Here is a 23,958-nt window from a genome sequence, read left to right on the forward strand (position 1 = left end):
TTATTGGTATAAGAAAAGGTTACTCACATAGCCGCCGCGTTATTGGCGGAAGGTATGAGACTACCGCGACAGGGGACATGAGAAAACGTTTTTATCCTTCCTGAGAGTGCTGAATAAAAAAATTTCATCTGCACGGGCCGCAATATAAATCGGTCTGTTTGGCACCGGTTCGTGCTGAATGGTTTAAAGTATTAGAGATACTGTGTGACTTAAGCTGAGGAAATATCTATGCAACGCCTCTTTCCAGCACTTTGGATGGCACTGTTTGTATTTATTTTCCCGCTTCATGCGGAACCCGGCGTTTATGGTGAGCAGCGTATCAGCCGCTGGTGGAATGCGCTGACGGAGGATATTTCCCAGACCTGGCATCAACCAGAGCGATACGATCTTTACCTTCCGTTTCTGAGCTGGCACGCCCGTTTTATGTACGACAAAGAAAAAACCGACAATTATAACGAAATGCCGTGGGGCGGGGGACTGGGCGTGTCCCGCTATAACGAAGAGGGCAACTGGAGCGCGCTCTTCGCCATGATGTTCAAAGATTCGCACAATGAATGGCAACCCGCGATGGGCTACGGCTGGGAGAAGGGCTGGTACCTGGATAATGCCCAGGACTTCCGGCTTGGGCTCGGTGCCGCAGCGGGCATCACGGCGCGCGATGATTTTGCTAACTATGTGCCCCTGCCGTTTATCTTCCCGCTGTTCTCTGCGGGGTATAAGCGCGTTACCGTCCAGTTCACCTATATTCCTGGAACCTATAACAACGGTAACGTGCTCTTTGCCTGGCTGCGTCTCGGCTTTTAAAGGGTGATCACCTTTTTTGCCACGGTGTTAGACAGTATCAGCATGGAAAACAGTACTGAGGTGATGAAAGTGAGGACGATTAGCGTCAGCTTCATGCCGAGAGACGTCACCGGTATCAGCGCCGTCAGCAGGTGAAACACCGAGTAGTGAACAATGTACACGCCGGTCATCGTTTTGCTGATGGCGGCCAGGACCGACTCTTTAAACTCAGCATTGCGGCGAAAGCGCACGCCATTCGCCGCAATCACCAGCGCAATAATCAGAATGTAGATTTGCGAACCTGTAAGAATAAAGGCGTTTCTGTCGGCCTTGAACAGGGCAAAAAAGAAGTGGCGCTCGTAAAACCAGGTGAAGAGATAAATAAACGGGATGGCGATTACCGCCGTCCTGACCACATTCTTGCGGCTAATCCACCCGGAGATGTTGGGATCGCAGAAAAGCTGCCCCGTCAGGTAAAACAGTAACCACGTCCACAGGCGGTACTGGGGCGAAAGGGAAAGGAGGTGGACGTCGGGATAGAGCGCTGAAAGTAAATCATACCCGTAGGAGAAGAGCAGCAGACAGGCAATTACGCCGCAGAACAACGCGCGCCGCTGGCTAAGCCACTCCACCACCGGGTGGAAGCTGTAAATAACCACAAACGCAAACACGAACCACGGCTGAATTAAATACCCGCGTTGATACGGCTCCCACAGGTAATAGATCGTTATCCAGAACAGAAAGACAATCACCAGGCTTTTAATTTTGCCCAGTTGCCAGCGGGTGCCGTGCCGGGACTGGCCGTCGAGGTAGCCCGCGACCACAAAAAACAGCGGCGTGGCGATGGTCGAGATAAAGGTTAAAAACCCCAGGATCCAGTGATAGTCATAATCATAATGATCCCACGTATTGTAGATGGTGAAAAAGGTTACCGCCGTCATACAGCCCAGCGTCTTGATAATGTTCAGGCCTGTCGCATTCATTGTTGTTCCGCTTTGTCCTTACGATGGAAGCACGCGTAAATTACGGGAAGTACCAGCAGCGTCAGGATTGTAGCAAACCCCAGTCCAAACATAATCACAACGGCCATGCTCTGGAAGAAAACGTCCAGCAGCAGCGGAGCCAGGCCCAGTACGGTGGTGAATGCGGTGAGCAGAATGGGGCGCAGGCGCGAGGTGGCAGCATAAACAATCGCCTCGTGCTGACCTTTATGCGCTTTCTGCTGCTCGATCTCTTCCACCAGCACAATGCCGTTGCGGATCAGCATCCCGCTCAGGCTCAGCAGGCCAATCAGCGCCATAAAGCCGAACGGAATACCAGTGATCAAGAATCCCGGCGTGACGCCAATCAGCGCCAGCGGCACGGTCAGCCATATGGCAACGGCGTTTTTCACCGAGCTGAACATCAAAACGGTGATGACAAACATCACCAGGAACCCGATCGGCAGCGTGGTAAAGATCCCCTGTTGTGCTTCGCTGGAGTTTTCCGCATCGCCTCCCCACTCAATGCTGTAGCCGTGGGGCAGGGCGAGGGCGTCAATGCGCGGCTTCACCCGGGCGAGAATATCGCCTGACGTTTGCTGGCTAAGCGGATCGGGGTCGGTCTGAACGGTCAGCACCCGCGAGCGGTCGCGTCGCAAAATCAGCGGATCTTCCCATTCCAGCGAGAAGCGGCTGACGACATTACTCAGCGGGATATACTGCTGCCGGGTCTGACTCCATACCAGCACGTTGTTCAGGTGATTCGCGTCCAGCCGTTCGCGTTCCGGCGGGCGTACCACGACCGGAAGCAGGTCACTGCCTTCCCGATATAATCCCGCCCGGCTGCCGGAGAAATTCATCTCCAGCGCGTTGTCGACGTCCTGCTTATCCACGCCAAGCTCGCGTCCCAGTGCGGCGACGTACTGCGGACGGAGCACCTTGCTGCGGTTTTGCCAGTCGTTTCTCACGCTTGCCGTGGCCGGGTCGCGCGCCAGGATCTCGTCCACCTGGCTGGCAATCAGACGCAACCTGTCAGGATCGGGGCCCTTGATGCGCACCTCAATGGCGCTGTCGCCAGAGGGACCAAACATTACCCGTTTGGTGCTGGCGTTTACCTGCGGATAGTTTCGCGCAATGTACTCATCGACGTGGCGCGTCAATGCGGAGATGTTGCGCTGGTCATCCATTCTTACCATGATTTGGGCATAGTTGCTGTACTGCCGCTGTCCGCTGTAGGTCAGAATAAACCGCATGCTGCCCTGACCGATGGTTGAGACGGTGGTTTCCACGCCGGGCTGGCCGTTGATGGTTTTCTCGATATCGCCGGTCATTTTCTCGGTCCATTTAATATCGGTGCCGTAGGGTAGCCAGAGGTCGACAAAGAAAATGGGCGTATTTGACGACGGGAAGAAGTTTTGCCGCACGGCACCAAAACCCCAGACTGACGCTGCCAGCAGCGCAGCCATCACGATGAGCGTCGGCGCTTTCCGGTGCAGCAGCGCGTTAAGCAGGCGCCGGTAAAGTCGATAGAGGCGTTTGTCGTAAGGGTCTGTCTCGTCACTTTTTTCCGGCGCGCTGTCGTTTTTAAACAACCACCATGTGATCAGCACCGGCGTGATGGTGAGCGCTGAGAACCAGCTCAGCATCAGGGAAATCAGCAGTACCTGGAACAGGGATTTACAGTATTCCCCGGTAGAGTCCTGGGACAGCCCGATAGGCGCAAACGCGAGGATGGCGATCACCGTCGCCCCCAGCAGCGGCAGGGCGGAACGACGGATGATGTAGTTAATGGCGGTTAACAGCGGGGAACCTTGCTGACGCGCAATCAGCACCCCTTCAACGATCACGATGGCATTATCCACCAGCATACTGAGGGCGATAATCAGCGCGCCGAGCGAGATGCGCTGCAGCTCAATACCCCACAGATACATGATGAGCAGCGTGCCCAGCACGTTAAGTGCGAGGGAAAACGCGATGATGATCCCGCTGCGGACACCCATAAAGATCAGCAGCACGCCGATAACAATCGCCAGCGCCATCAGGAAGTTAATGATAAAACCATTTACAGAGTGCCCCACTTCGGCGGCCTGATCGTAGAACAGGTCGATGTGTATCCCTGCCGGTTTTTCCGCTGACATCTGGTTGAGCTTTGCCTCCAGCGCGTGTCCCACGTCGATCACGTTCACGCCGGGAATAAACGAGACGCCCATGGTGACGGCTTTCCTGCCGTTGGCATGATAGATACTGGCGGGCGATTCGTTCAGCCCGCGCGACAGCGTGGCGATATCCCGCAGACGGGTCGCCGCCCCGGTACCGGAAGGGGTAATGATAAGATCCGCGAGCTCATCAAGATTTTCGAACTCACCAGTTGGATGAAGGCGAATGGATTCCGTTCCCGAGGTGATTTCTCCGGCGCTGGAAACGACGTTAAGTCTGCTGAGCAGGGCGGAAAGCTGGTTCAGCGTGATGCCGCGGGCCGCCATTTTGGTCAGGGATATATCGATATTGACCTGCTGGCTGATGGCCCCGCCGATGGCAACCTTACCGACGCCGGGGACCAGAATCAGTTCGCGCCGCAGCTGCTCGGCATATCTCACCAGTTCAGGATTGCTGAATTCATCCCCGGAAATCGCGAAGAAAAAGCCGAACACATCGCCAAAATCATCATTCACGAAGGGCGTCACGACGCCGGGCGGGAACTGGCGCGAAGCATCGCCCACGCGACGGCGCAGTTCATCCCAGATCTGCGGCAGTTCGTTCGAATGATAACGTGAGGCAATGTTCACGGTGATTTGCGACAGGCCGTTGGAAGAGATGGAGCTCACGTTGTCCAGATAGGGCAGCTGCTGAAGGGCATTCTCCAGCGGTAGCGTGACCTCCTCTTCAACCTGCTGAGCGGAGGCGCCGGGATAGTGGGTGATCACCACCGCGGTTTTTATTGTAAAGGCGGGATCTTCCAGCCTGCCAATGTTCAGCAGGGCGAAAATGCCGCCCACGCCCAGCAGCAGGATCGTCAGCCAGACGCGAATGGGGTTATTGATAAACTGGCGAGAGATATCCATTACAGTCCCCGTTCACGCGTCCAGATACGTACCGGCTGATTAGCATGAAGTTCACCCACGCCAGCTGCCACGACACGCTCGCCTGCTTTAAGCCCTCGGGTGATTATCACGCCCTCAGTGGTTACTTGCCCCACGCTGACCTTGCGGTCTTCAAGATGGAGCGCATCCCCTTCTCCCGCCACGACCCAGACGTGCGGCTCATTGCGCGGGCTATTATTCGGGTTAAAGACCGCCTCAACCGGTACAACCAGCGCCTGAGGGCCCGCACCGGCCGGGAGATTGGTTAAATTGATGGTAACCGTACCGCTTACGCCTCCCACCACGGGAAAATCCTCCGGGCGCGGCATGGTGAGTATCACCTGCCAGGTCAGGGTGTTACTGTCGCTACTGCCTGAGTGCTCTTTGTAGACAGCGGTAAACTCCCGATCCGGGAAGGCGTTAATTCTTACCACGGGACGATATTGCGCGTTACGGATATCAAAGGTCTTAAACAGGTTCTCAGGAAGACTAAACACCACGTCCAGCAGGTCGGTGCGGGTCAGGGTCGCAATGGGCTGACCGGCCGATACCACCTGATGCTTTCGCACATGCACGCTGGCCACTGTTCCGCTAAAGGGGGCGACGAGCGTCATCTGATTCAGCTCTTCACGGGCAATCTGCAGCGCCGCATTCGCCGAATCGCGGTTCGCGCGCTGTATGTCCATTTCTGCTTTCGAGATAGCCTGGCGGCCTGCCAGCGTCTGGAAGCGATCGAACTGCCGCAGGGCCAGCGTCGCCGCCGTTTGTCTGTCGTTAACCCGCTGCTGCGCTTCACGGGCGTTTAATCTGGCTAGCTGTTGCCCCTGCTTGATGGTTGCGCCCTGGCGTATATCCAGTGCTTCGATTTGACCCGCGCGCTTGAAGGAGAGGTCGGTCGCATCACCTGATTCAATACGGGCGGGAAAGACGCGCTGCCGGGCATGACCGGGAACAGCCACCTCCGCCACTTTTACCATGCGCGGCAGGGGAGCATCTTGCCTGGGTTTCGGGTCGCACGCCGTGAGCGTTAACATAACGAACGGTAAAAGAGAGAGGTAGCGGTTCACTGTATTCCCCTAATAAATAACTGTTTTATTTATTCCGTAAGAAGGGCAGGGGGTGACACTATTCTGCCAGAACAGTGACGACCATATAGGTAAATAGGCCAATTGCCGTGCTGGCAATAATGGCAAGCGCGATAAACAAACCTAGACGAAAAAGGCTTAAACCGTACATTCATTCCTCCATGAGCCGTAAGCAGCGTCTTTCAATGAGCATAGTTGGAGAAAAGATAAATGTTAAATAACCATTATCAGTGGGGGCACGTTAATCCTGATATTCCTGTGCTACGTTTAATATCATTCATCTCTTTTCCCTGTAACGAGCATTAAGAGCAAGTCCCTGCATTTAATGCTTTTTTTGCTCCAGCCACTATCATATTAGTTACAAAAAGGATGCACGATATGTATAAAAACATTCTGGTTCCGGTGGATGTCTACGAGACAAGTCTGGCAGACAAAGCGCTAGAGCACGCTCATTTTCTGGCGCAAAGCGCATCGGGTGACATTCATTTGCTGCACGTCATGCCCAAATTTTCAGCCGAACTGACGCGTGGTTTTATTTCAGATGCGCGCAAAATGGATGAATATATGATTAATAATTCGAAAGAAAAGCTGTCTGCCCTGGTCAAAAAACTGAATCTGCCTGAAGAACACGTTCATCTTCATGTTCGGAGTGGGAATGTACGTGATGAAGTTATTAAGCTGGCAGATGAACTTGCCGTCGGGGCAATTATTGTCGGCTCCCGCAACCCCAATATTCAAACCCATTTGTTAGGGTCAGAGGCGGCAAGTATTGTTCGTTATGCACATGTTCCTGTTTTCGTTATTCGTTAATAGCATAAAAGCAAGGTGATTTCTGAAAAGAACCTGAGGAAGGAACGATGAAAACAGGAAAATCTGATCGTCCGTATTATCAACAAACTGTTGACGACACCCTGGCTAATGTCGACTCCACTGCGGAGGGACTGAGCAGCACTGAGGCATCCGCCCGACTCCAGCAGTATGGTGAGAATGCGTTACCACAGAAAAAGGGTAAACCCGCGTGGCTGAATTTCCTGGCCCATTTTAACGATGTACTGATTTACGTGCTGCTGGTAGCAGCGTTACTCAAGCTCATTATGGGGCATTGGGTCGACATGTTTGTGATCCTCGGCGTGGCTGTTATTAACGCGTTGATTGGTCATATTCAGGAGAGCAATGCTGAAAAATCGCTGCAAAGTATTCGCAATATGCTCTCCAGCGAAGCCGTGGTGATTCGACAGGGCAATCATGAAACGATCCCTACTACAGCGCTGGTGCCGGGCGACATTGTGGTGATCCGCGCCGGGGATCGTATCCCCGCGGATCTGCGCGTGATCGAAGCGCATAACCTTCGCGTGGAGGAGGCCATCCTGACCGGTGAATCCACCGTAGTTGAGAAAAACAGCGATGCGTTAACCGGAGAACTCCCTTTAGGTGACCGGTATAACTTGCTCTATTCAGGCACCACCGTCAGTTCCGGCGGTGGCAAAGGGGTAGTCGTGGCGACCGGTGGCGAGACAGAGCTTGGCCATATTAATCAGATGATGTCCGACATTGAAAAGCATCGTACGCCGCTGATGGTACAAATGGATAAGCTCGGAAAGACCATCTTCATCACCATCCTGGTGATGATGGTGGCGCTTTTTGTCTTTAGTTTGCTTTTCCGTGATATGGCGGTTTCCGAGTTGGTGCTGTCGCTTATCAGCCTTGCTGTTGCGGCGGTACCGGAAGGCCTGCCGGCCATCATTTCCATCATTCTCTCGCTTGGCGTACAGGCTATGGCGCGTCGCAAGGCCATTATTCGTAAGCTGCCGACGGTGGAAACGCTGGGCGCGATGACGGTTATCTGCTCGGATAAAACCGGTACCCTGACCATGAACGAAATGACGGTCAAAGCATTGATTACCGCTGACACCACCTATCGCGTGGAGGGGGACAGTTACGAGCCGGTGGGTAATATTCATCCCGTTGACGACCCAACACCCGTCAGCGTCATGCAGGGCTCCCTGCTGGAACGCTATCTGCGTACCATTGACCTCTGCAATGACAGTCAATTGATCAAAGACGAGCAGGGACTGTGGAAAATCACAGGTGGACCGACAGAGGGCGCGCTGAAGGTGCTGGCGGCGAAAATCCCGCTCCCGCCGCTTAACACCGAAATGCGCAGTAAAATCCCCTTTGATTCGCAATATAAATACATGTCTACACTCTATCGCCTGGGCGATGAGGAGGTGATCCTCATCACCGGTGCGCCGGACGTCCTTTTCCGCCTGTGCCAGTTCCAGCAGACCAACACCGGGTTGCAGCCTTTTGATCAGTCTTACTGGGAAGGCAAAATTGAAGAGTATGCCCGGGAGGGGTTGCGTATGGTGGCCGCTGCCTGGAAGCCTGCCGTCAGCGGGCAACGCGAACTGGATCACTCAGACTTGCAGGAGGGCGTCATTCTGCTCGGAATTGCCGGTATGATGGATCCACCGCGTCCCGAGGCGATAACCGCCATTGCCGACTGCCTGCAGGCCGGTATTCGCGTGAAGATGATCACCGGGGATCACCCGCAAACGGCGATGAGCATTGGCCAAATGCTGGGTATAGGTAATGCGGCAAGCGCCATTACGGGTCGTGAGCTTGAGGCTATGGATGACCGGCAGCTGAGCGAGGCTGCTCAACAATACGATATCTTTGCCCGAACCAGCCCGGAAGATAAATTCCGTCTGGTACAAGCCCTGCAAAGCAAGCAGGAGGTGGTGGGGATGACCGGAGACGGCGTGAACGATGCCCCTGCGCTCAAGCGCGCGGATGTGGGTATTGCGATGGGGATTAAGGGCACGGAAGTCACCAAGGAGGCCGCTGACATGGTGCTCACGGATGACAACTTTGCCACCATTGCCAGGGCCGTAAACGAAGGGCGTCGCGTTTATGATAATCTGAAAAAGACCATTCTGTTCATTATTCCCAGCAACATCGCCCAGGCATTGCTCATCATCATCGCTCTGTTGGCAGGGAATCTGATCCCATTAACGCCCGTGCTGATCCTGTGGATGAACATGGCGACATCGGCAACGCTCTCCTTTGGGCTGGCGTTTGAGGCAGGTGAAAAGGACATTATGAACCGTCCGCCGCGTAAACCAAATTTGCATGTGATGGACGGCTTTGCCATCTGGCGAGTGGTCTTCGTTGGCCTGATGATTGCCATCAGTGCCTTTGTGCTGGAAGCCTGGTTACAGCCGCGTGGTTATTCACCGGAGTTTATCCGTACAGTGTTGCTGCAAATGCTGGTGACGGCGCAGTGGTTCTATATGCTTAACTGCCGCGTGTCGGACGGTTTTTCCCTGAGCAAAGGCTTACTGGCAAATAAAGGTATTTGGGTGGTGAGCGGTGTATTACTGGTGCTACAGTTGCTTATTATCTACGCGCCTTTCATGCAGACGCTGTTCGGTACCGAAGCTCTGCCGTTCCGCTACTGGGTCATCACGTTCCTGATTGGCTTTGCGATGTTCCTGATTGTCGAAGTGGAAAAACCGCTAACGCGCAGGTGGCGTAAAACGGTGGCGTAATCGCATTAACTCAAACAGCCTGCCTGACGGCAGGCTTGAACACAGGACATTATGATTCGATTCGCCTCGTTCGTTCTTACGCTTTGCGCCGTTGTTCCGGGGGCCTTTGCCGTAACCTATCCATTACCCTCTGATGGTGGCCGTCTGGTGGGGGAACCCATAACTGTTACCGTTCCACAGGGGAACACCTTGCCGCTCGAAGCGTTTGCCGCGCAATACGGGCAGGGGCTGAGTAACATGCTGGAGGCGAACCCGGGTGTTGACCCGTTTTTACCGCAATCCGGGACCCGACTGGTGGTACCTCAGCAGCTCATTCTTCCCGATACGGTGCGCAAAGGCATTGTGGTGAACGTGGCGGAAATGCGCCTTTACTATTATCCGCCAGGCAGCAATACCGTTGAGGTGTTTCCCATTGGTATTGGCCAGGCCGGGCGCGAAACGCCACGCAACTGGGTGACAGCCGTCGAGCGCAAGCAGGAAGGGCCAACCTGGTCGCCCACGCCAAACACCCGGCGTGAATATGCGAAAGAGGGGAAAACGCTGCCCGCATTCGTACCCGCCGGGCCGGATAACCCGATGGGGTTGTACGCGATCTATATTGGCAGGCTTTATGCCATTCACGGTACTAACTCGAATTTCGGCATCGGTCTGCGCGTCAGTCAGGGCTGCATTCGCCTGCGTAATCACGATATCAAATACCTTTTCGACAATGTGCCGACAGGCACGCGCGTGCAGCTTATCGATCAGCCCGTAAAAGTGACAACGGAGCCGGACGGCAGCCGCTGGGTGGAAGTGCACGAACCGCTGTCGCGTAACCGCGCAGAATTTGAATCAACCAATAAGGTGCCGCTGCCGATTACCCCCGCGTTGCGGGCACAGCTAATAAACGAGGGGGCGGGCGCTGAGCTGGAACGTCGATCCGGGATGCCGGTTAAGCTTGGCATGTGACGCTACTTTTTGCCGGGTGGCGGCTTCGCCTTACCCGGCCTACTCGTCCGTAGGCCCGGTAAGCGCAGCGCCACCGGGCAGTTTTTACCTGCTGCACAAAAGCAAAAAGCCTGCTTTAAAAGCAGGCTTTTCAAATTTGGCTCCTCTGACTGGACTCGAACCAGTGACATACGGATTAACAGTCCGCCGTTCTACCGACTGAACTACAGAGGAATCGTGTGAACGGGGCGCATAGTAACGACCTGCGTACGCCTTGTCAAAGGGTGAAACCACGCTTTGCGTCTGTTTGCTGACAATTTCAGCAAAGTGGCGATTTTGCCAACGTAATGCACCGTTGTGGTGCGGATATACCTCTTATGGGGCAGATCATAAACCGCTGTTTCAGTAATAAATCCGGCGTCTATGATTAGGTTTCCTTATTTTCAGGCGCTTAGCGAACAAATCTGACCTGCTGGTAAAACTGGCATTCATATTGCAAAACCTGTTCAACAACAACAGCCAGTACCGGCACAGCATTTCGAACAGGGGGCAAAATGAACTTAAGACGACTGAAATACTTCGTAAAAATCGTCGATATCGGCAGCCTGACTCAAGCGGCGGAAGTGCTGCATATCGCGCAGCCTGCGCTGAGCCAGCAGGTGGCTACTCTGGAAGGCGAAATGGATCAGCAGCTGTTGATCCGCACCAAACGCGGCGTGACCCCAACGGAAGCAGGCAAGATCCTGTATACCCACGCGCGCACCATTCTTCGTCAGTGCGAACAGGCGCAGCTGGCGGTAAATAATGTTGGCCAGACGCTGAGCGGACACGTTTCCATCGGGCTGGCACCGGGGACCGCAGCGTCCTCCATCACCATGCCACTGCTGCAGGCGGTGCGCGCTGAGTTGCCGGAAGTGCTGGTCTATCTGCACGAGAACAGCGGCTCTGTCCTGAATGACAAGCTGCTCAATGGCCAGCTGGATATGGCGGTGCTTTACGATCGCTCTCCGGTTGCGGGGATCACCAGCCAGCCGCTGCTGAAAGAAGATCTGTATCTCGTGGGCACCCGCGATTGTCCGGGGCAGAGCGTTGATCTCACTGCGGTTGCAGAGATGAATCTTTTCCTGCCGCGTGATTACAGCGCCGTGCGCGTACGCGTGGACGAAGCGTTTTCCCTGCGCCGCCTGACGGCGAAAATCATCGGTGAAATTGACTCCATCTCCACGCTGACTGCGGCGATTGCCAGCGGGATGGGCGTCACGGTGCTGCCGGAATCCGCCGCGCGCTCGCTCTGCAGCGCAGCAAATGGCTGGATGGCACGCATCACCACGCCTTCGATGAGCCTGCCGCTGTCGCTGAACATGTCCGCCCGCGGCTCGCTGTCGCCACAGGCGCAGGCGGTGAAAGAAATTTTGAAGTCGCTGGTCAGTAAGCCATCGCTGGAGAATCGAGAACTGCAGCTCGTGAGTTAATATTCCATAAAAGCATAAGATGCTGGTTTTTATTATTTGTTCTGCAGCTCAGCTGACTCTAACAATAGAGCTATGTCAGATGCGCCGGAGTGAATCGTGAATTTCCAGCAACTTAAAATTATCCGTGAGGCGGCCAGGCGGGACTATAACCTGACCGAAGTCGCCAATATGCTTTACACCTCCCAGTCGGGTGTCAGCCGCCATATTCGCGAGCTGGAAGAGGAGCTTGGCATTGAGATTTTTATCCGTCGCGGCAAGCGCCTGCTTGGGATGACGGAGCCAGGTAAAGCATTGCTGACCATCGCTGAGCGGATCCTCAACGAGGCCAGCAATGTTCGTCGCCTGGCGGATCTCTTTACCAATGACGCCTCCGGCGTGCTCACCATCGCCACTACCCATACTCAGGCACGTTACAGCCTGCCGCCGGTGATAAAAGCGTTCCGTGAAATTTTCCCTGAGGTTCGCCTGGAGCTTATTCAGGGCACGCCACAGGAAATTGAAATGCTGCTGCAAAACGGTGGGGCGGATATTGGTATCGCCAGTGAACGCCTGAGCAACGACCCGCTGCTGGTGGCCTTTCCCTGGTTCCGCTGGTACCACAGCCTGTTGCTCCCGCTCGATCATCCGTTGAATCAGGTTTCACCCCTAACGCTGGAAGCGATCGCGAAATGGCCGCTGATTACGTATCGCCAGGGTATTACCGGGCGTTCGCGCATCGATGAAGCATTCAACCGCAAAGGGTTAACGCCGGATGTGGTGCTGAGCGCACAGGATTCCGATGTGATCAAAACCTACGTTGAGTTGGGGCTGGGCATTGGCCTGGTCGCGGAACAGTCCGGCGGCGAGGGCGATACCGGGAACCTCGTGCGTCTGGATACACGTCATCTGTTCGATGCCAATACCGTATGGCTCGGCCTCAAGCGCGGACAACTCCAGCGCAACTATGTGTGGCGTTTTATCGAACTCTGTAACGCCGGGCTGTCCGTTGACGAAATCAAACGCCAGGTGATGGAGCCGGAAGAAGTGGCGATTGATTATCAGATTTAGGTGCTGGCTTGCCCGGTAGCGCTGCGCTGACAACGTGTGGGATCATCGATTGAATAAACGTCCAGACCACCGTACTGGCTAGTGACATCGACGTTAACAGAGGCAAGCCAGAGGTGGCCCATTTCGTCGAATGGCTGGATGAGAAAGTGGCGGCCTGGCGGCCGTTAACGTAGTCCTGAACTCTTTTTTACGATACTGCTCGCAATGCGGTGAGCACCTGATGGGGGATTCACCGAAATACTCCTGCACGTCTTCAGCTTTCGCGTAACAACACAAGAATAACGCTCATTCTCTCAGGATAATCGCTGCTATAGCTTTACAGCTATATAGTTTGTGATCTATATTTTATGGAGGGAGTGTGTGGACAATTAACACGACGGACAGGTTCGATTGCTGGTTTCGTTCACTTGACGATACTGATCGGGCCAGCGTGCTGGCAGCACTGCTTGTTTTGCGAGAAAAGGGGCCTGCTTTGTCGAGGCCCTATGCCGATACGCTTAAAGGCTCTCGTCACAGCAACATGAAAGAGCTGCGCATTCAGAGTAAGGGCGATCCGTTGCGGGCATTTTTCGCGTTTGACCCAAACCGTACCGGCATTGTGCTCTGTGCCGGCAATAAGGTCGGCAACGAAAGACGCTTTTACGATGAAATGCTTCTGGTGGCCGACCGGGAATTCACTCACTGGTTGAATACATTAAAAGAGAGGACGTTACGCGATGGGCAGAAACCTTGAGCAGCTTATAGCGGATGAAAAATCGGATGTTGTTGCCAGCGCTCAGGCAATGGCTGCCGACATTTTGCTTAATATCCATCTGGCAGAGCTACGTGAAAAGGTGCAAAAAACGCAGGTTGAAATGGCGCAGGCGCTGGGCATCCGACAGCCCACCGTCGCGGTCATGGAAAAGCCCGGGCGCGATCTGAAACTCTCTTCACTCAAGCGCTACGTTGAGGCTGCGGGTGGAAAGCTTACGCTTGACGTTGAGTTACCGGATGGTTCGCATTATGAGTTTGTGCTGTAGGGCACAAAAGCAAAAAGCCTGCTTGAAAAGCAGGCTTTTCAAATTTAGCTCCTCTGACCGGGATCGCCTTAGCCAGTAACTAGCGAATAAACAAGCTAAATCAGAATTCCCTTTCGGTTGGCGTTGGTGACATGCTGCTGCATCAATTCAACGATCCAGTCAATAAAAACGCGCAGTCTGGCATTGACATGGCGGTTCGGCGGAAACGCCAGGTACAGGGGCATTGGAGCAATACGCCAGTGTTCAAAAAGCGGAATCAGGGCACCACGAGCCTGATGCGCTGCCGCCATATAGACTGGCAGCGCGATCACGCCTAATCCCGCTAACCCGGCTTCGAGGTAAGCATTGCCATCATCCACGGCCAGTACATAGCTGCCCGTGATTTCAATACGTTCATTCTCACTGCGCAGTACCAGAGGATCAATCTTACCGGTGCGTGAGGACAAGAACCCTACTCTGCGATGGTCGGTGTTTTCCAGTTCTCGCGGGTGCGAAGGGGGGCCAAGGCGTTCCAGATAACTGGGGGCGGCGTAGACGCCGATTTGCAAATCTCCGACATGGCGTGCAATCAGGGACTGATCGGTGATCTCGCCGCCGCGTAGCACGCAATCCACGTTGTCGCCAATCAGGTCCACCACCCGGTCGCTCACGCCCATGTCGAACTGAATGTCAGGGTAGCGTGCGTGGAAAGCCGGTAGCGCCGGCACCAGGATGAGGCGGGCCAGCGGACTGGGCACATCCACCCGTAGCCGTCCCCTGGGCGTAATTGCCGCACTGGACAGACTGTTTTCAGCATCTTCCATGTCCGCCAGCAGGCGGATGACGCGTTCGTAGTAGACCGCGCCATCGGGAGTGACGCTGAGCTTGCGGGTGGTGCGATGGAGCAATCTGACGCGCAGGCGCGCTTCCAGCTGCTGAATAAGCTGCGTCACCGTGGTTTTGCTCATATGAAGCGTTTGGGCAGCCTTTGTGAAGCTACCTGCCTCTACCACGCGAGCAAAGGCGCGCATCGCATCGAAACGATCCATTCCATTCCTTATCCTCTCTTTTCACCGATTGTTTGGATATTACAAACAATGATGGACAAAGTCGCTTGTTTATCCGCCCGATCCTGCACCTGTAAAGTGTCTTTAAGTTCATTGGGCAGATTTCGCCCCATTGCAAAGGTGTAAATATGACAGCACGCGAAGCAGTTTTTCCCTCAGGACGCCAGGCGCTCTATGAGCGCAATCGCTATTCACCGGCCATCAAATCTAACGGTTTCTTGTTTGTCTCGGGGCAGGTTGGTAGCCGTGAGGATGGTTCGCCTGAGCCCGATCTAAAAGCGCAGGTCAGGCTGGCATTCAATAATCTTAATGCTGTCCTCGCCGCTGCGGGCTGCACGTTCGATGACGTGGTTGACGTTACCCTTTTTGTCGTCGATCCCGAGTCAAACCTCGACGCTATCTGGAGTATCCTGCCAGAATATTGGGGGGAAGCGCCTTACCCAACGTTGACCGGGATCGGCGTAACGTGGCTGTACGGATTCCAGTTCGAGATTAAGGTGGTTGCCAGGCTGCCGTGAGCGTCAGGGGTCTTTGCGCCAGTCGAAAGATAAGACAGCGCTTACCGGGCCTACAGTCCCGTAGGCCGGGTAAGGCGAAGCCACCACCCGGCAAATTTTCCGAACGCACAAAAGCAAAAAGCCTGCTTTAAAAGCAGGCTTTTCAAATTTGGCTCCTCTGACTGGACTCGAACCAGTGACATACGGATTAACAGTCCGCCGTTCTACCGACTGAACTACAGAGGAATCGTGTGAACGAGGCGCATAGTAGCGACCTCGGTTCGGCTTGTCAAAGGGTGAAAACACCCTTTTTGATCGTTTGCCGACAATTTCAGCAAATCGCTGATTTTATAGCAAATTTGCGGTGAAATTACACAGCAGGATGCGCCGCCCGCGGGCAGGCGGCGCAGTTGTTTAGAACAGCACGGAGTAGTTCAGACCAAACGTGCGGCCACGGCCTTTATAGGTATACAGACCCGGTGCGCCATACGTTGGGCTATACAGCCCCGGTGCGCGCTGTCCCCAGGCGGTGGTGTAGTCTTTGTCCAGCACGTTTTCCACGCTGAAGCTCACTTTACCCACCGGCAGGGCGTAGCTGCCCAGGAAATCTACCGTGTTATAGCCATCGATCTTCTTACCGTCGGCATCAGAGACGTCAAAGGTCTGGGTACTCTGCACGCGCAGGGTCCAGTCGCCCGGCGCCCAATTGACCCAGGCGCTGGCTTTCGACGGGCTGGCGCTGTCTACCGTCAGCTTCTCCCATTTACCGTTTTCACGGGTTTCAGACTTAATGGCGTTAAAGTTCGCGCCGGTGCTCCAGTCGCTGTCGGTGAAGAAATAGTCCACCTGACCTTCCACCCCGTAGATACGACGCTTGTCGTCTTCAAGGTTGATGGTCATATCGGTTTTGTTGATGGTGATGGTTTTATCCGAGAGCGAGTAGTACGCGGCAACCTGCGTGCGCAGGTTATCGCCGGTGTAGCGCCAGCCCAGCTCGTAAGCGTTAACCTTAATGCCGTCCAGCGTCGAGTCGTTAACGTTCACGCTATTCAGCAGGCGATAGTGCCCGTCGACAAGCTGATAGGTGCCGGAGCCGTAGTACTTCGCCAGGTCCGGAATTTCAAAGCCCTGAGAGAAGTTAAACCACAGCTGCTGCTGTTCGGTCAGGCGGCCAAGGATCCCGGCGTTAAACAGGAAGTTGTTGTAATCGGTCTTCCCGCCCGGCACCGCGTCTGCTGAGGTGGCTTTCCCGGTGGCGATGGCCTGCTGCTGGGCGTAGCCAACAAAATCATCCACCTTGTTTTCAGTGTACTGGTAACGCACGCCGCCGCTCAGGGTGATGGCGTCAATGTCGTAGCTCGCCTGCAGGAACGGGGCGAGGTTGGTAATGCTGTAACCCGGATAACGCCCCACGTTGTACGCATTGTCCAGCTTCATGCCGCCGCTCGCTGCCGCTTTACTCAGGTCGAAGAACTGCTGGTTGGCATCGAAGGTTTCATGGTCGGCGTCCACACCCCAGGTGAGCGTCAAATCATCCACCGGCTTGCTGTTCAGCGTCAGCTTGCCGCCGTAAAAATCGGTTTTCTGCTGGGAGGCACCAATGCTGGTCACCGTCCCTTTGCTCAGGGTCGGGAACGGGTAGTAGGTCAGGCTCTCGTCACGATAGTAGATCTGCGCGACCAGGTCCTGACCCCAGAAATCGGTATTAGAGTACTGCAGGTTAATCAGATGGCGCTCGGTACCGGGAATACGGTCAGAATCCAGGTTGTTTTTGTTATAGGCGGTGGCATCACCTGTTACTGCCGAGAAGTTCTTCCCGAGGTACAGGCCGTGTTTGCCATCGGATTCGCTCTTGTAGTACTGGGTGGTTAATTGCAACTGCTGATGATCGTCAATATTGATGGTGCCAGTGCCCATCACATCAATACGGTCCGAATACTGTAAGCCGGTCTGGGTGTTATCGATAATCACCTCGTCGCCGTTGCCGTCATACCAGCCGCCGTAACGCTGATAAGAAACGGACAGGCGACCAGACGCATTATCATTGCCGCCGCTGACCGCCGCCGACACGTTCTCATCGTGGTCGTTGTGGCTGTTAAACCCGCTTTTTGCCCCGGTCTGGAATTCGACTTCCGTCTCTGGCTGACCTTTTTTGGTGACGATGTTCACCAGGCCGCCGGTACTGCCGCCGCCGTACAGTGAAGTAGCGCCGGAAATCACTTCGATACGGTCGATGTTGAACGGATCTATAGAGTCAAGCTGACGGCTGTCGCTGCGGGAGGAGTTCAGACGCACGCCGTCCACCATCACCATCATTGAACGACCGCGCAGGTTCATACCGTAGTTGGTGCGCCCCTGGCTGCTGACGTCCATGCCCGGGATCAGCTGCGCCAGCACGTCTTTAATCTCTTTCCCGCCCTGAACCTGCTGCTCAATTTCCGCACGCTCAATAACCCAGGTGGTCTGCGCCATCTCCGCCACGCTGCGGTGTGCGCGGCTGGCGGAGACAACGATATTTTCTTCCTTTTGTTCTTCTGCCCACGCAGAGGTCGAAAGCATGGCAAGCAAGCACGGATTTAAAACCCAAAGATGAGAACGTTTCATTGTTATGTTGATCCTGATTGTGTGTGTCAGTACTCGGTGGTCTGTGCTAATGGTTTAAAAACCTGGCTGTTATCCGTGCTGGTGGTGCTACGCCAGTGGATCACGCCGGGGGTAGTAGCCAGCTCAAACGGCTCGTCGTCGTGCGCGCGATTGAGAATTCGCGCAGCGCGCCAGGCCATCAGGCTGAGCTGGGGTTCGGCAATACCGAGACGGTGCATCCCGGCATTCACGGCAAACAGGCGGTTGCTCTGCGGGCCGTCCCATTCAAGGGTGAAATCGTTGTTGATGTGAAAAGCTTCGTCGGCATCCAGGTGCAGACGATGAGAGAGTGGCGCCAGAAACGCAGGCGGCGCGGCGCGGTAGCCCGTGGCAAAGATCACCACGTCGCTCTCCAGCTGTTCACGGCCACCGTCGAGGTGATGCTGTAGCGTCAGGCGTTGCCCGTTTTGCAGCCGCGTGAGTGCGGTTACCGAGCGGGACGGCATCAGGTGCGCCCAGGGTTTTTCACGCAGCACTTCAAAGCGGTGGTACATGGCGCGGTAAATCGCCAGCAGGGACTCGGTGGTGATACCGTCAGAGGTCATCTTCTGCTCGTGCAGCATCTGCCGACGGGCTTCTTCACCAAGTGTGGAGAAGCTGTCCACATACTCCGGCGTGAAATACTCGTTGGCAAACGCGGCCTCATCCAGGGCGTTGTAGTTGTTGCGGCGCGACACCCAGTTCAGGCTCAGCGGCTGACCCCACTCCCCGCGGAAGATATTCAAAAACAGATCGGCACCGCTCTGGCCGCCGCCAACGACGGTCACCCGTTTGCCCGCCAAATCTGGCGTGCGCAGCATCATCTCGCTGGCATGGAAGCAGCTGTCATCCTGTGCGGTCACGCAGTCGGGGAGGTTGATCTGTTTACCAATCCCCACGCAGACGTGGCGCGCCAGGAAGCGATCGCGCTGGGTTACTACCTCAAACAGGCCCTTTTTCTCATCAAAACTCACCTGCTGCACCTGCTGGCTGAAGGCGAGGTTGGTGAGGTTTTCCGCCGCACAGCTCAGGTAATCAGCAAACTCCTCGCGGGAGACGGTGCGCTGCTCGGTGGTCAGAAAACGGTAGAACTTTTTACGCTGTACCAGGTAGTTCAGAAAGCTGTGGCGGTTGGTCGGTTCCACGGCGCTGACCAGATCCTTCAGGAAGCTGGTTTGCATGTGGCAGTCCGGCACCATCATCCCCGGGTGCCAGGAGAAATGCGGCTTACGTTCAAGAAACAGTGAACTGAATCCGTCCAGCCCCTCTGCAAGGGCAGCGATGCTGAGGTTAAACGGGCCAATACCAATGCCGATGAAATCATACGTTTTCATTGCGCTGACTCCTGGGAGACCAGAAAAAGGGGGTTATCGAGATCGCAGACGTAGTTCGGCAGCATGCGGCTGCCACCGTCGTGTTCGGAGAAGGTGAGTTTGACCGGGTTGAGGATCACGCGAATGATCTGCGGCTTAAACAGGTCGAATTTCGCGAAACGTTCTGCAAGATCCGGATGCGCGGCCATATAACGGCGCAAAACCTGCGCCAGGAGCTGGTAGAAGCGGGTTTCGCTGACGCCGCTTTGCTGCGTGAGACGCGAGATAAAACGCAGCACCGTCACAAAGTTGCCGGTTTGCAGATCATGGATGATGTACTCCGCGCTCAGGCGCGCCGTGACGGCTTTCACCTGTTGCGGCAGGCTTTCCGCCTGCGGGAAATCTTCATCAACCAGCCGCATATCACCCTGGAAATCCTTCAGCAGAATGCGCTGTGGCACGTAGTCTTTCATCACCAGCGTCACGTTCTGGCCGTGGGCGATGAGCGCCACGCCGTAGCGGCAGAGCAGGTGATAGAACGGGATCACCGTGGCATCGAACAGTTTTTCCAGCCAGGCTTCGGCGGTTAATCCGGAATGGGCAATCCACGCGTCAATCAGCGGGCGTCCGGCGTTGTCGGTCTCCATCAGCGCCGCCATCAGCACCGCCTGCTCGCCGTCCTGCAGATAGCAGGACGGGTTTTCGCGCCAGATCACACCCAGCATCTCCTGATAGCGATAGGGCGCTTTCGGTAATGCGGCGTAACCGGTATGCGCCAGATATCCGGCGGCGGGTTCGCCAAGCACCTGCGCGCCAGAGCGGGTGAGAGTGGCGTCGCTGGCAAACTGCTGCTGTAACCAACGCGAAGCCAGCGGCCCGGCGGCAATGTACTTACCCGGAATGCCGCGATAGCAGGAGGTGTTGTAGATGGTCAGCGGCAGCTTGATGTCATACGGCGCGCGGCGGCTGGCGTTGGTCAGCGTGCGCAGGGACTGTTGGGCCAGATACTCATCGCCAAATTCCCCCAGCTCTACCATCTCACCGCGCCCGAGCTGGGCCAGGAAATGGACGGCAATTTTTTGCTGCCACTGCCACGGGTGCAGCGGCACCGGCAGCCAGCTGTCGTCAAGCTTCAGCGCCTGCCAGCGGGCGTCAAAGCGCGCGCGCTCGGCACTGTCCATGGTGCTGGCCAGCAGGGTGTTGATATCGCAATCGGCATCGCTGCTCCAGACCAGATGCTCGCGCTGCACGGCAACCCAGTGCAGGCGAAAACGGCCACGGTATTCCGGCGCGTACTGGCGCAGCGCATCCAGGCCCCAGCCGCGGCGTCCCTTGTTAAAAATGAACTTGGGATGGCCGCTCATCAGACACTGGAGTTCGTCCGGGTCGAGATGAATAAGCGCGTCGGCATCGAGCGTCTCTCGCGCCTGCAGCAACTGCATGTCGCCCCGCAGCGTGGCGTAAAGATCTTCCAGATGCTCTGCCGTTTGTGCGTCGCTCATCTCCAGCACCGTCGCCAGCTGCAAAAATGCGCTTTCCGCTTCCACGGCGGCACCGCTGGTGGTGGTCAGACTGGCGGGATCGATATGTAACCAGCCCCAGATGCCGCGCGTGGCGCGAAACTGCCATGTTTCGCTGCCCATGGTGATTTGCCAGCGGCCAGCAGCCAGCGGCTCGGCGCTCAGGGTACGTTCGTATTCCAGCTCGGCGAGGATCTTCGCCACCATCTCCCGGTTCACTTTTTGCCAGAGTGCGTTCACAGTCCCACCTCGCTGAAGAAGCGGTGACGCTCGCTCATGATGAGGCGCGAACGTTTATGCGGGAAGTCGAACTCTTTAACGGTGTCGAAACCGGCAGAAGCCAGATGACGGAACAGGCGCTGATTGTCGAAACGTGGCTCAGCGACAATGCGCGTCGTGCGCGGTTCATCCAGCCACAGATAGTGGCTCAGACCGCGCAGCCAGCTACGGATATACTGCGCGCCGCGCCAGTTCTCTTCGCCGACCAGCATATGCAGCCCACGGTCAAACGGCTGCCAGCGATAGTGGCGTCCGATACGGTCTTCTGCGGCCCAGTAGAGTTCAAAATAGCCGAACGGCTGATCGTCAAAGCAGCCGATAACCGGATAGCAGTACGTCGAGTCGAGCTGACGGCGCAGGTAGTTTTCCTGCTCTTCCTGAGGACCGGCCATCTCCCAGAACGCATTAACGCGCGGGTTGTTCATCCACTGGGTAAAACGCTCACCGTCCAGCGCCACGTCGGCCACGCGGAAGCTCAGGGTGCGTTTAATTTGCGCATCGTAACGGCGATAGACTTCCCCTTGCGGACGGTGAGGGCGCTGCGGGAAGTAAAGCTGACGGCTCTCATCGAACTGCATGCCACCGCTGGCCTGCGGACGCTCCCCCTGCAGCCACAGCGGCAGCTGCCAGAAGGTCTCACGGGCCAGATAATCGCCGCTGGCAAGCGCGAATAACGCCTGCGCCTGTGGTTCATCCTGCCAGGCTGCCCACGGCAGCGTGATGCCGGTCAGTGCCGGTGCGGCGACAAACAGCTGATCCAGCGCCTCGACCAGCCAGCCGTCCGGGATATCGCGCAGGCGCTCCAGCACCGCGCTGCCGTCGAGGCCTAAGGTTAGCGGCAAGGACGTGTCCGTTGCGGTGCAACGAAAGCCGTAGCCGGAATGGACGATATTCGCGTTAGCCATCACGCCTTCTCCTTGTAAAACGGGTTGCTAAAGTCGAAGTAGATCACTGCCGGATCGGCAATCGTGTTTTCGTTGCGATCGTGCAGGTAGCAGAAAAAGTTGCCTTTACAGTTCCAGGTCGGGCTGTCCAGCACGTAGTCGAGGCAGCGGGTCTGCTTCGCGGTCTGGCGCAGGCTGGCCAGCGCGTCACGCACCCGTGACATCAGGCTCTCTTCGCTGTCGAAACCTGCGGCAGCGAGGGCGGCGGTGACGGCGAGTGTGGAGTTCAGCAGCAGGTAATAGGGGAAGTAGCGCAGCAGCTGGCTCTCGCCGAAGCGGTTTTCCACCTCGCTTTCACCTGCCTCTTTCAGCCACGCGTCGGCCCCTTCGGTCCAGGCGCTGCCCTGGCAGTCACGGTAGATAAGCCCGACCGGGAAGTCCTGCTGCATCTCAACGAGAATGTTTTGCTGATGTGCCAGCAGGACCAGACCGTAATCGGCTTCGGCGCTGAACAGCGGAAGGAGAACGCGGTCGCAATAGGCGTCCAGCCAGCAGCGCGCGGCCTGGGCAAGGGGGAGATCCAGACGCTGGCTCAGACGGCGGACCGCAGCCGCCAGCAGGCTGTCACCGCCGTCCGGCGCGGCCTGCGTCAGGCTCACCAGCACGTTGGTTTGCGTATCCGGCGTATCAAACAGCAGGTTCACGCGCAGGGCCATCAGGCTCTCTTCCTGAATGACGCCGCTTTCGTCACGCAGACCCGCCCAGCCGTCTTCCTGCATCACGCGCATGGTCGGGTAGCGCGCCTGGAGTTCCTGCCAGCGCGCCGTTTTCGCCAGACGCGCCAGACGCATCCCGCGCTTAACCTCTTTCACCGACAGCGTGCGCACCGAGTTGGTCAGGCGCACGCTCAGGGAAAACTTAATCATGTCGCTGTTGGTTTCGCAGTACAGCGAGCGGGAGGAGCTGGTGGGCAGCCACTGCGCGCCCGCTTCGCCCAGATCCTGCAAGGCTCCCTTCGCCACCAGTCGCTGGCACCAGTCCTGACCGAGCAGGTACTCCGCCTGCCACGGGTGCATCGGCAGCAGCCAGCGGGTGTCGGTGAAATGACCGAGCAGTTCAGGGGCGCTCTGGGCTGCGAAGCGCAGCAGACGTTCGCGCAGGGAGACGTTCAGGCTCTCGCCAGCGATCAGTTCACTCTCAACGGCAAACCAGCGCAGCGGAAAGCGGGAGGCGAAATCGGGCAAATAGCGGCGGGCTTCGGTTTCGTTAAACGGCTCGTGTGACTTCGGGGCCGGATGGAATGCGTGGCCGACCAGCAGCGCCTGTTCCGCCTCGGCGAACGTCAGCGGCGTGTCGCGCAGGTTTGCCCAGCGGTGACGCAAGTCGATCGCCTGCCAGGTATGGGCATGGCTTTCAAGGGCGCGCTGCTTAAAACGCGTCAGCGTATCGGCATCCAGTGAGCCTTTTACATCGGGTTTTTCAAGAATTAAATCAATCAGTTGAGGGAAAGTGACGGCGTCACTACGGTCGCTGTCGGTCTGGATGAGCATTGCCGGGAAGCGATACTGATGATGCTGGGTTGGGGAGAAATAGTGTACTGAAACCCGGATGGCCTGGGTTTGCGAGAGCGGGATATGGATCTGCGATAGCTCATCCGCAGCGGTAGCGGGGAGATAGCGCCAGTCCTTCGTTTCGCGCAACAGGGCGTTTAAAAAACACTGGGCCGCAACGTCTGTACCGGCAGAGCGGGGCAGAGTACGCATAGATGTACCTCATTCCATGACTGATAATAATTCTCGTTATGATATTCATTCTGTTTACAGTCGCAACTATTTTTGCAATATTTGTTTTCA

The 23,958-nt window shown here is 56.1% G+C and carries 18 protein-coding genes and 2 tRNA genes; 9 read left to right on the forward strand and 11 right to left on the reverse strand.

Annotation, left to right across the window (positions count from 1 at the left end; genetic code table 11):
* Positions 1–228: 228 nt before the first annotated feature.
* Positions 229–804 (forward strand): lipid IV(A) palmitoyltransferase PagP, encoded by a 576-nt coding sequence (pagP, locus tag PUZ33_RS10295; RefSeq protein WP_014832580.1) that lies wholly within the window; start codon positions 229–231, stop codon positions 802–804.
* Here pagP and PUZ33_RS10300 read toward each other — a convergent pair.
* The 3 genes from PUZ33_RS10300 to PUZ33_RS10310 are packed head-to-tail and all read right to left on the reverse strand — an operon-like array spanning position 801 to position 5,910.
* Positions 801–1,766, reverse strand: coding sequence for an acyltransferase (locus PUZ33_RS10300; protein ID WP_058681729.1), 966 nt, complete (start codon positions 1,764–1,766; stop codon positions 801–803). The genes pagP and PUZ33_RS10300 overlap by 4 nt on opposite strands.
* Entirely contained in the window at positions 1,763–4,825 is a 3,063-nt protein-coding gene (locus PUZ33_RS10305; RefSeq protein WP_058681728.1) for an efflux RND transporter permease subunit, read from the reverse strand. The genes PUZ33_RS10300 and PUZ33_RS10305 overlap by 4 nt, the downstream gene beginning before the upstream one ends.
* Positions 4,825–5,910: an efflux RND transporter periplasmic adaptor subunit gene (locus PUZ33_RS10310; protein ID WP_072262764.1), complete on the reverse strand. Its 1,086-nt coding sequence runs from the start codon at positions 5,908–5,910 to the stop codon at positions 4,825–4,827. Before PUZ33_RS10310 ends, PUZ33_RS10305 begins: the two co-directional genes overlap by 1 nt.
* Positions 5,911–6,306: 396 nt before the next feature.
* On the opposite strand from PUZ33_RS10310, the gene PUZ33_RS10315 reads away from it, so the two are divergent.
* From PUZ33_RS10315 to ldtA, 3 genes are read left to right on the forward strand one after another with little or no spacing between them, the layout of a single operon-like run.
* Positions 6,307–6,738, forward strand: coding sequence for a universal stress protein (locus tag PUZ33_RS10315; RefSeq protein ID WP_058681727.1), 432 nt, complete (start codon positions 6,307–6,309; stop codon positions 6,736–6,738).
* Between the two features lie 47 nt (positions 6,739–6,785).
* Positions 6,786–9,479: a cation-transporting P-type ATPase gene (locus PUZ33_RS10320; RefSeq protein WP_058681726.1), complete on the forward strand. Its 2,694-nt coding sequence runs from the start codon at positions 6,786–6,788 to the stop codon at positions 9,477–9,479.
* Positions 9,480–9,530: 51 nt separating this feature from the next.
* Positions 9,531–10,427: a L,D-transpeptidase gene (gene ldtA / locus PUZ33_RS10325; protein ID WP_058681725.1), complete on the forward strand. Its 897-nt coding sequence runs from the start codon at positions 9,531–9,533 to the stop codon at positions 10,425–10,427.
* Positions 10,428–10,564: 137 nt separating this feature from the next.
* Here the strand turns inward: ldtA and PUZ33_RS10330 are convergent.
* Positions 10,565–10,640: transfer RNA gene (locus PUZ33_RS10330), tRNA-Asn, on the reverse strand.
* A gap of 320 nt (positions 10,641–10,960) precedes the next feature.
* Between PUZ33_RS10330 and nac the strand changes: the two genes are divergently transcribed.
* The 4 genes from nac to PUZ33_RS10350 all read left to right on the forward strand — a co-directional run bounded on the left by nac (position 10,961) and on the right by PUZ33_RS10350 (position 13,944).
* Positions 10,961–11,878 (forward strand): nitrogen assimilation transcriptional regulator NAC, encoded by a 918-nt coding sequence (gene nac / locus PUZ33_RS10335; protein WP_252107682.1) that lies wholly within the window; start codon positions 10,961–10,963, stop codon positions 11,876–11,878.
* Positions 11,879–11,974: 96 nt separating this feature from the next.
* Positions 11,975–12,925, forward strand: a complete 951-nt coding sequence (cbl, locus tag PUZ33_RS10340; protein ID WP_047024643.1) for an HTH-type transcriptional regulator Cbl — start codon at positions 11,975–11,977, stop codon at positions 12,923–12,925.
* Between the two features lie 358 nt (positions 12,926–13,283).
* Entirely contained in the window at positions 13,284–13,658 is a 375-nt protein-coding gene (locus PUZ33_RS10345) for a type II toxin-antitoxin system RelE/ParE family toxin (RefSeq protein ID WP_020687566.1), read from the forward strand.
* The gene (locus tag PUZ33_RS10350; RefSeq protein ID WP_014832568.1) at positions 13,642–13,944 is read left to right on the forward strand and encodes an XRE family transcriptional regulator; all 303 of its coding nucleotides are present in this window, start codon (positions 13,642–13,644) and stop codon (positions 13,942–13,944) included. The genes PUZ33_RS10345 and PUZ33_RS10350 overlap by 17 nt, the downstream gene beginning before the upstream one ends.
* A gap of 95 nt (positions 13,945–14,039) precedes the next feature.
* Here the strand turns inward: PUZ33_RS10350 and PUZ33_RS10355 are convergent, their stop codons facing one another.
* On the reverse strand, positions 14,040–14,972 hold the full coding sequence (locus PUZ33_RS10355) for a LysR family transcriptional regulator (protein WP_058681724.1): 933 nt from the start codon (positions 14,970–14,972) through the stop codon (positions 14,040–14,042).
* Between the two features lie 146 nt (positions 14,973–15,118).
* On the opposite strand from PUZ33_RS10355, the gene PUZ33_RS10360 reads away from it, so the two are divergent.
* Positions 15,119–15,508: a RidA family protein gene (locus tag PUZ33_RS10360; protein WP_020687569.1), complete on the forward strand. Its 390-nt coding sequence runs from the start codon at positions 15,119–15,121 to the stop codon at positions 15,506–15,508.
* A 149-nt stretch (positions 15,509–15,657) separates the two neighbouring features.
* Here the strand turns inward: PUZ33_RS10360 and PUZ33_RS10365 are convergent.
* From PUZ33_RS10365 to PUZ33_RS10390, 6 genes are all read right to left on the reverse strand, one after another.
* A tRNA-Asn gene (locus PUZ33_RS10365) sits at positions 15,658–15,733 on the reverse strand.
* A gap of 168 nt (positions 15,734–15,901) precedes the next feature.
* On the reverse strand, positions 15,902–18,091 hold the full coding sequence (locus PUZ33_RS10370) for a TonB-dependent siderophore receptor (RefSeq protein WP_013097826.1): 2,190 nt from the start codon (positions 18,089–18,091) through the stop codon (positions 15,902–15,904).
* Between the two features lie 26 nt (positions 18,092–18,117).
* Entirely contained in the window at positions 18,118–19,443 is a 1,326-nt protein-coding gene (locus PUZ33_RS10375; protein WP_062676648.1) for a lysine N(6)-hydroxylase/L-ornithine N(5)-oxygenase family protein, read from the reverse strand.
* Entirely contained in the window at positions 19,440–21,182 is a 1,743-nt protein-coding gene (gene iucC, locus PUZ33_RS10380) for an IucA/IucC family protein (RefSeq protein WP_072203716.1), read from the reverse strand. Before iucC ends, PUZ33_RS10375 begins: the two co-directional genes overlap by 4 nt.
* Positions 21,179–22,126: a GNAT family N-acetyltransferase gene (locus PUZ33_RS10385; protein ID WP_023620165.1), complete on the reverse strand. Its 948-nt coding sequence runs from the start codon at positions 22,124–22,126 to the stop codon at positions 21,179–21,181. The genes iucC and PUZ33_RS10385 overlap by 4 nt, the downstream gene beginning before the upstream one ends.
* Entirely contained in the window at positions 22,126–23,868 is a 1,743-nt protein-coding gene (locus tag PUZ33_RS10390; protein ID WP_058681721.1) for an IucA/IucC family protein, read from the reverse strand. Before PUZ33_RS10390 ends, PUZ33_RS10385 begins: the two co-directional genes overlap by 1 nt.
* Positions 23,869–23,958 lie beyond the last annotated feature (90 nt).

The sequence above is a fragment of the Enterobacter cloacae complex sp. 2022EL-00981 genome, from assembly GCF_028737495.1.
In the GTDB taxonomy this organism is placed as follows: Bacteria; Pseudomonadota; Gammaproteobacteria; order Enterobacterales; family Enterobacteriaceae; genus Enterobacter; species Enterobacter cloacae.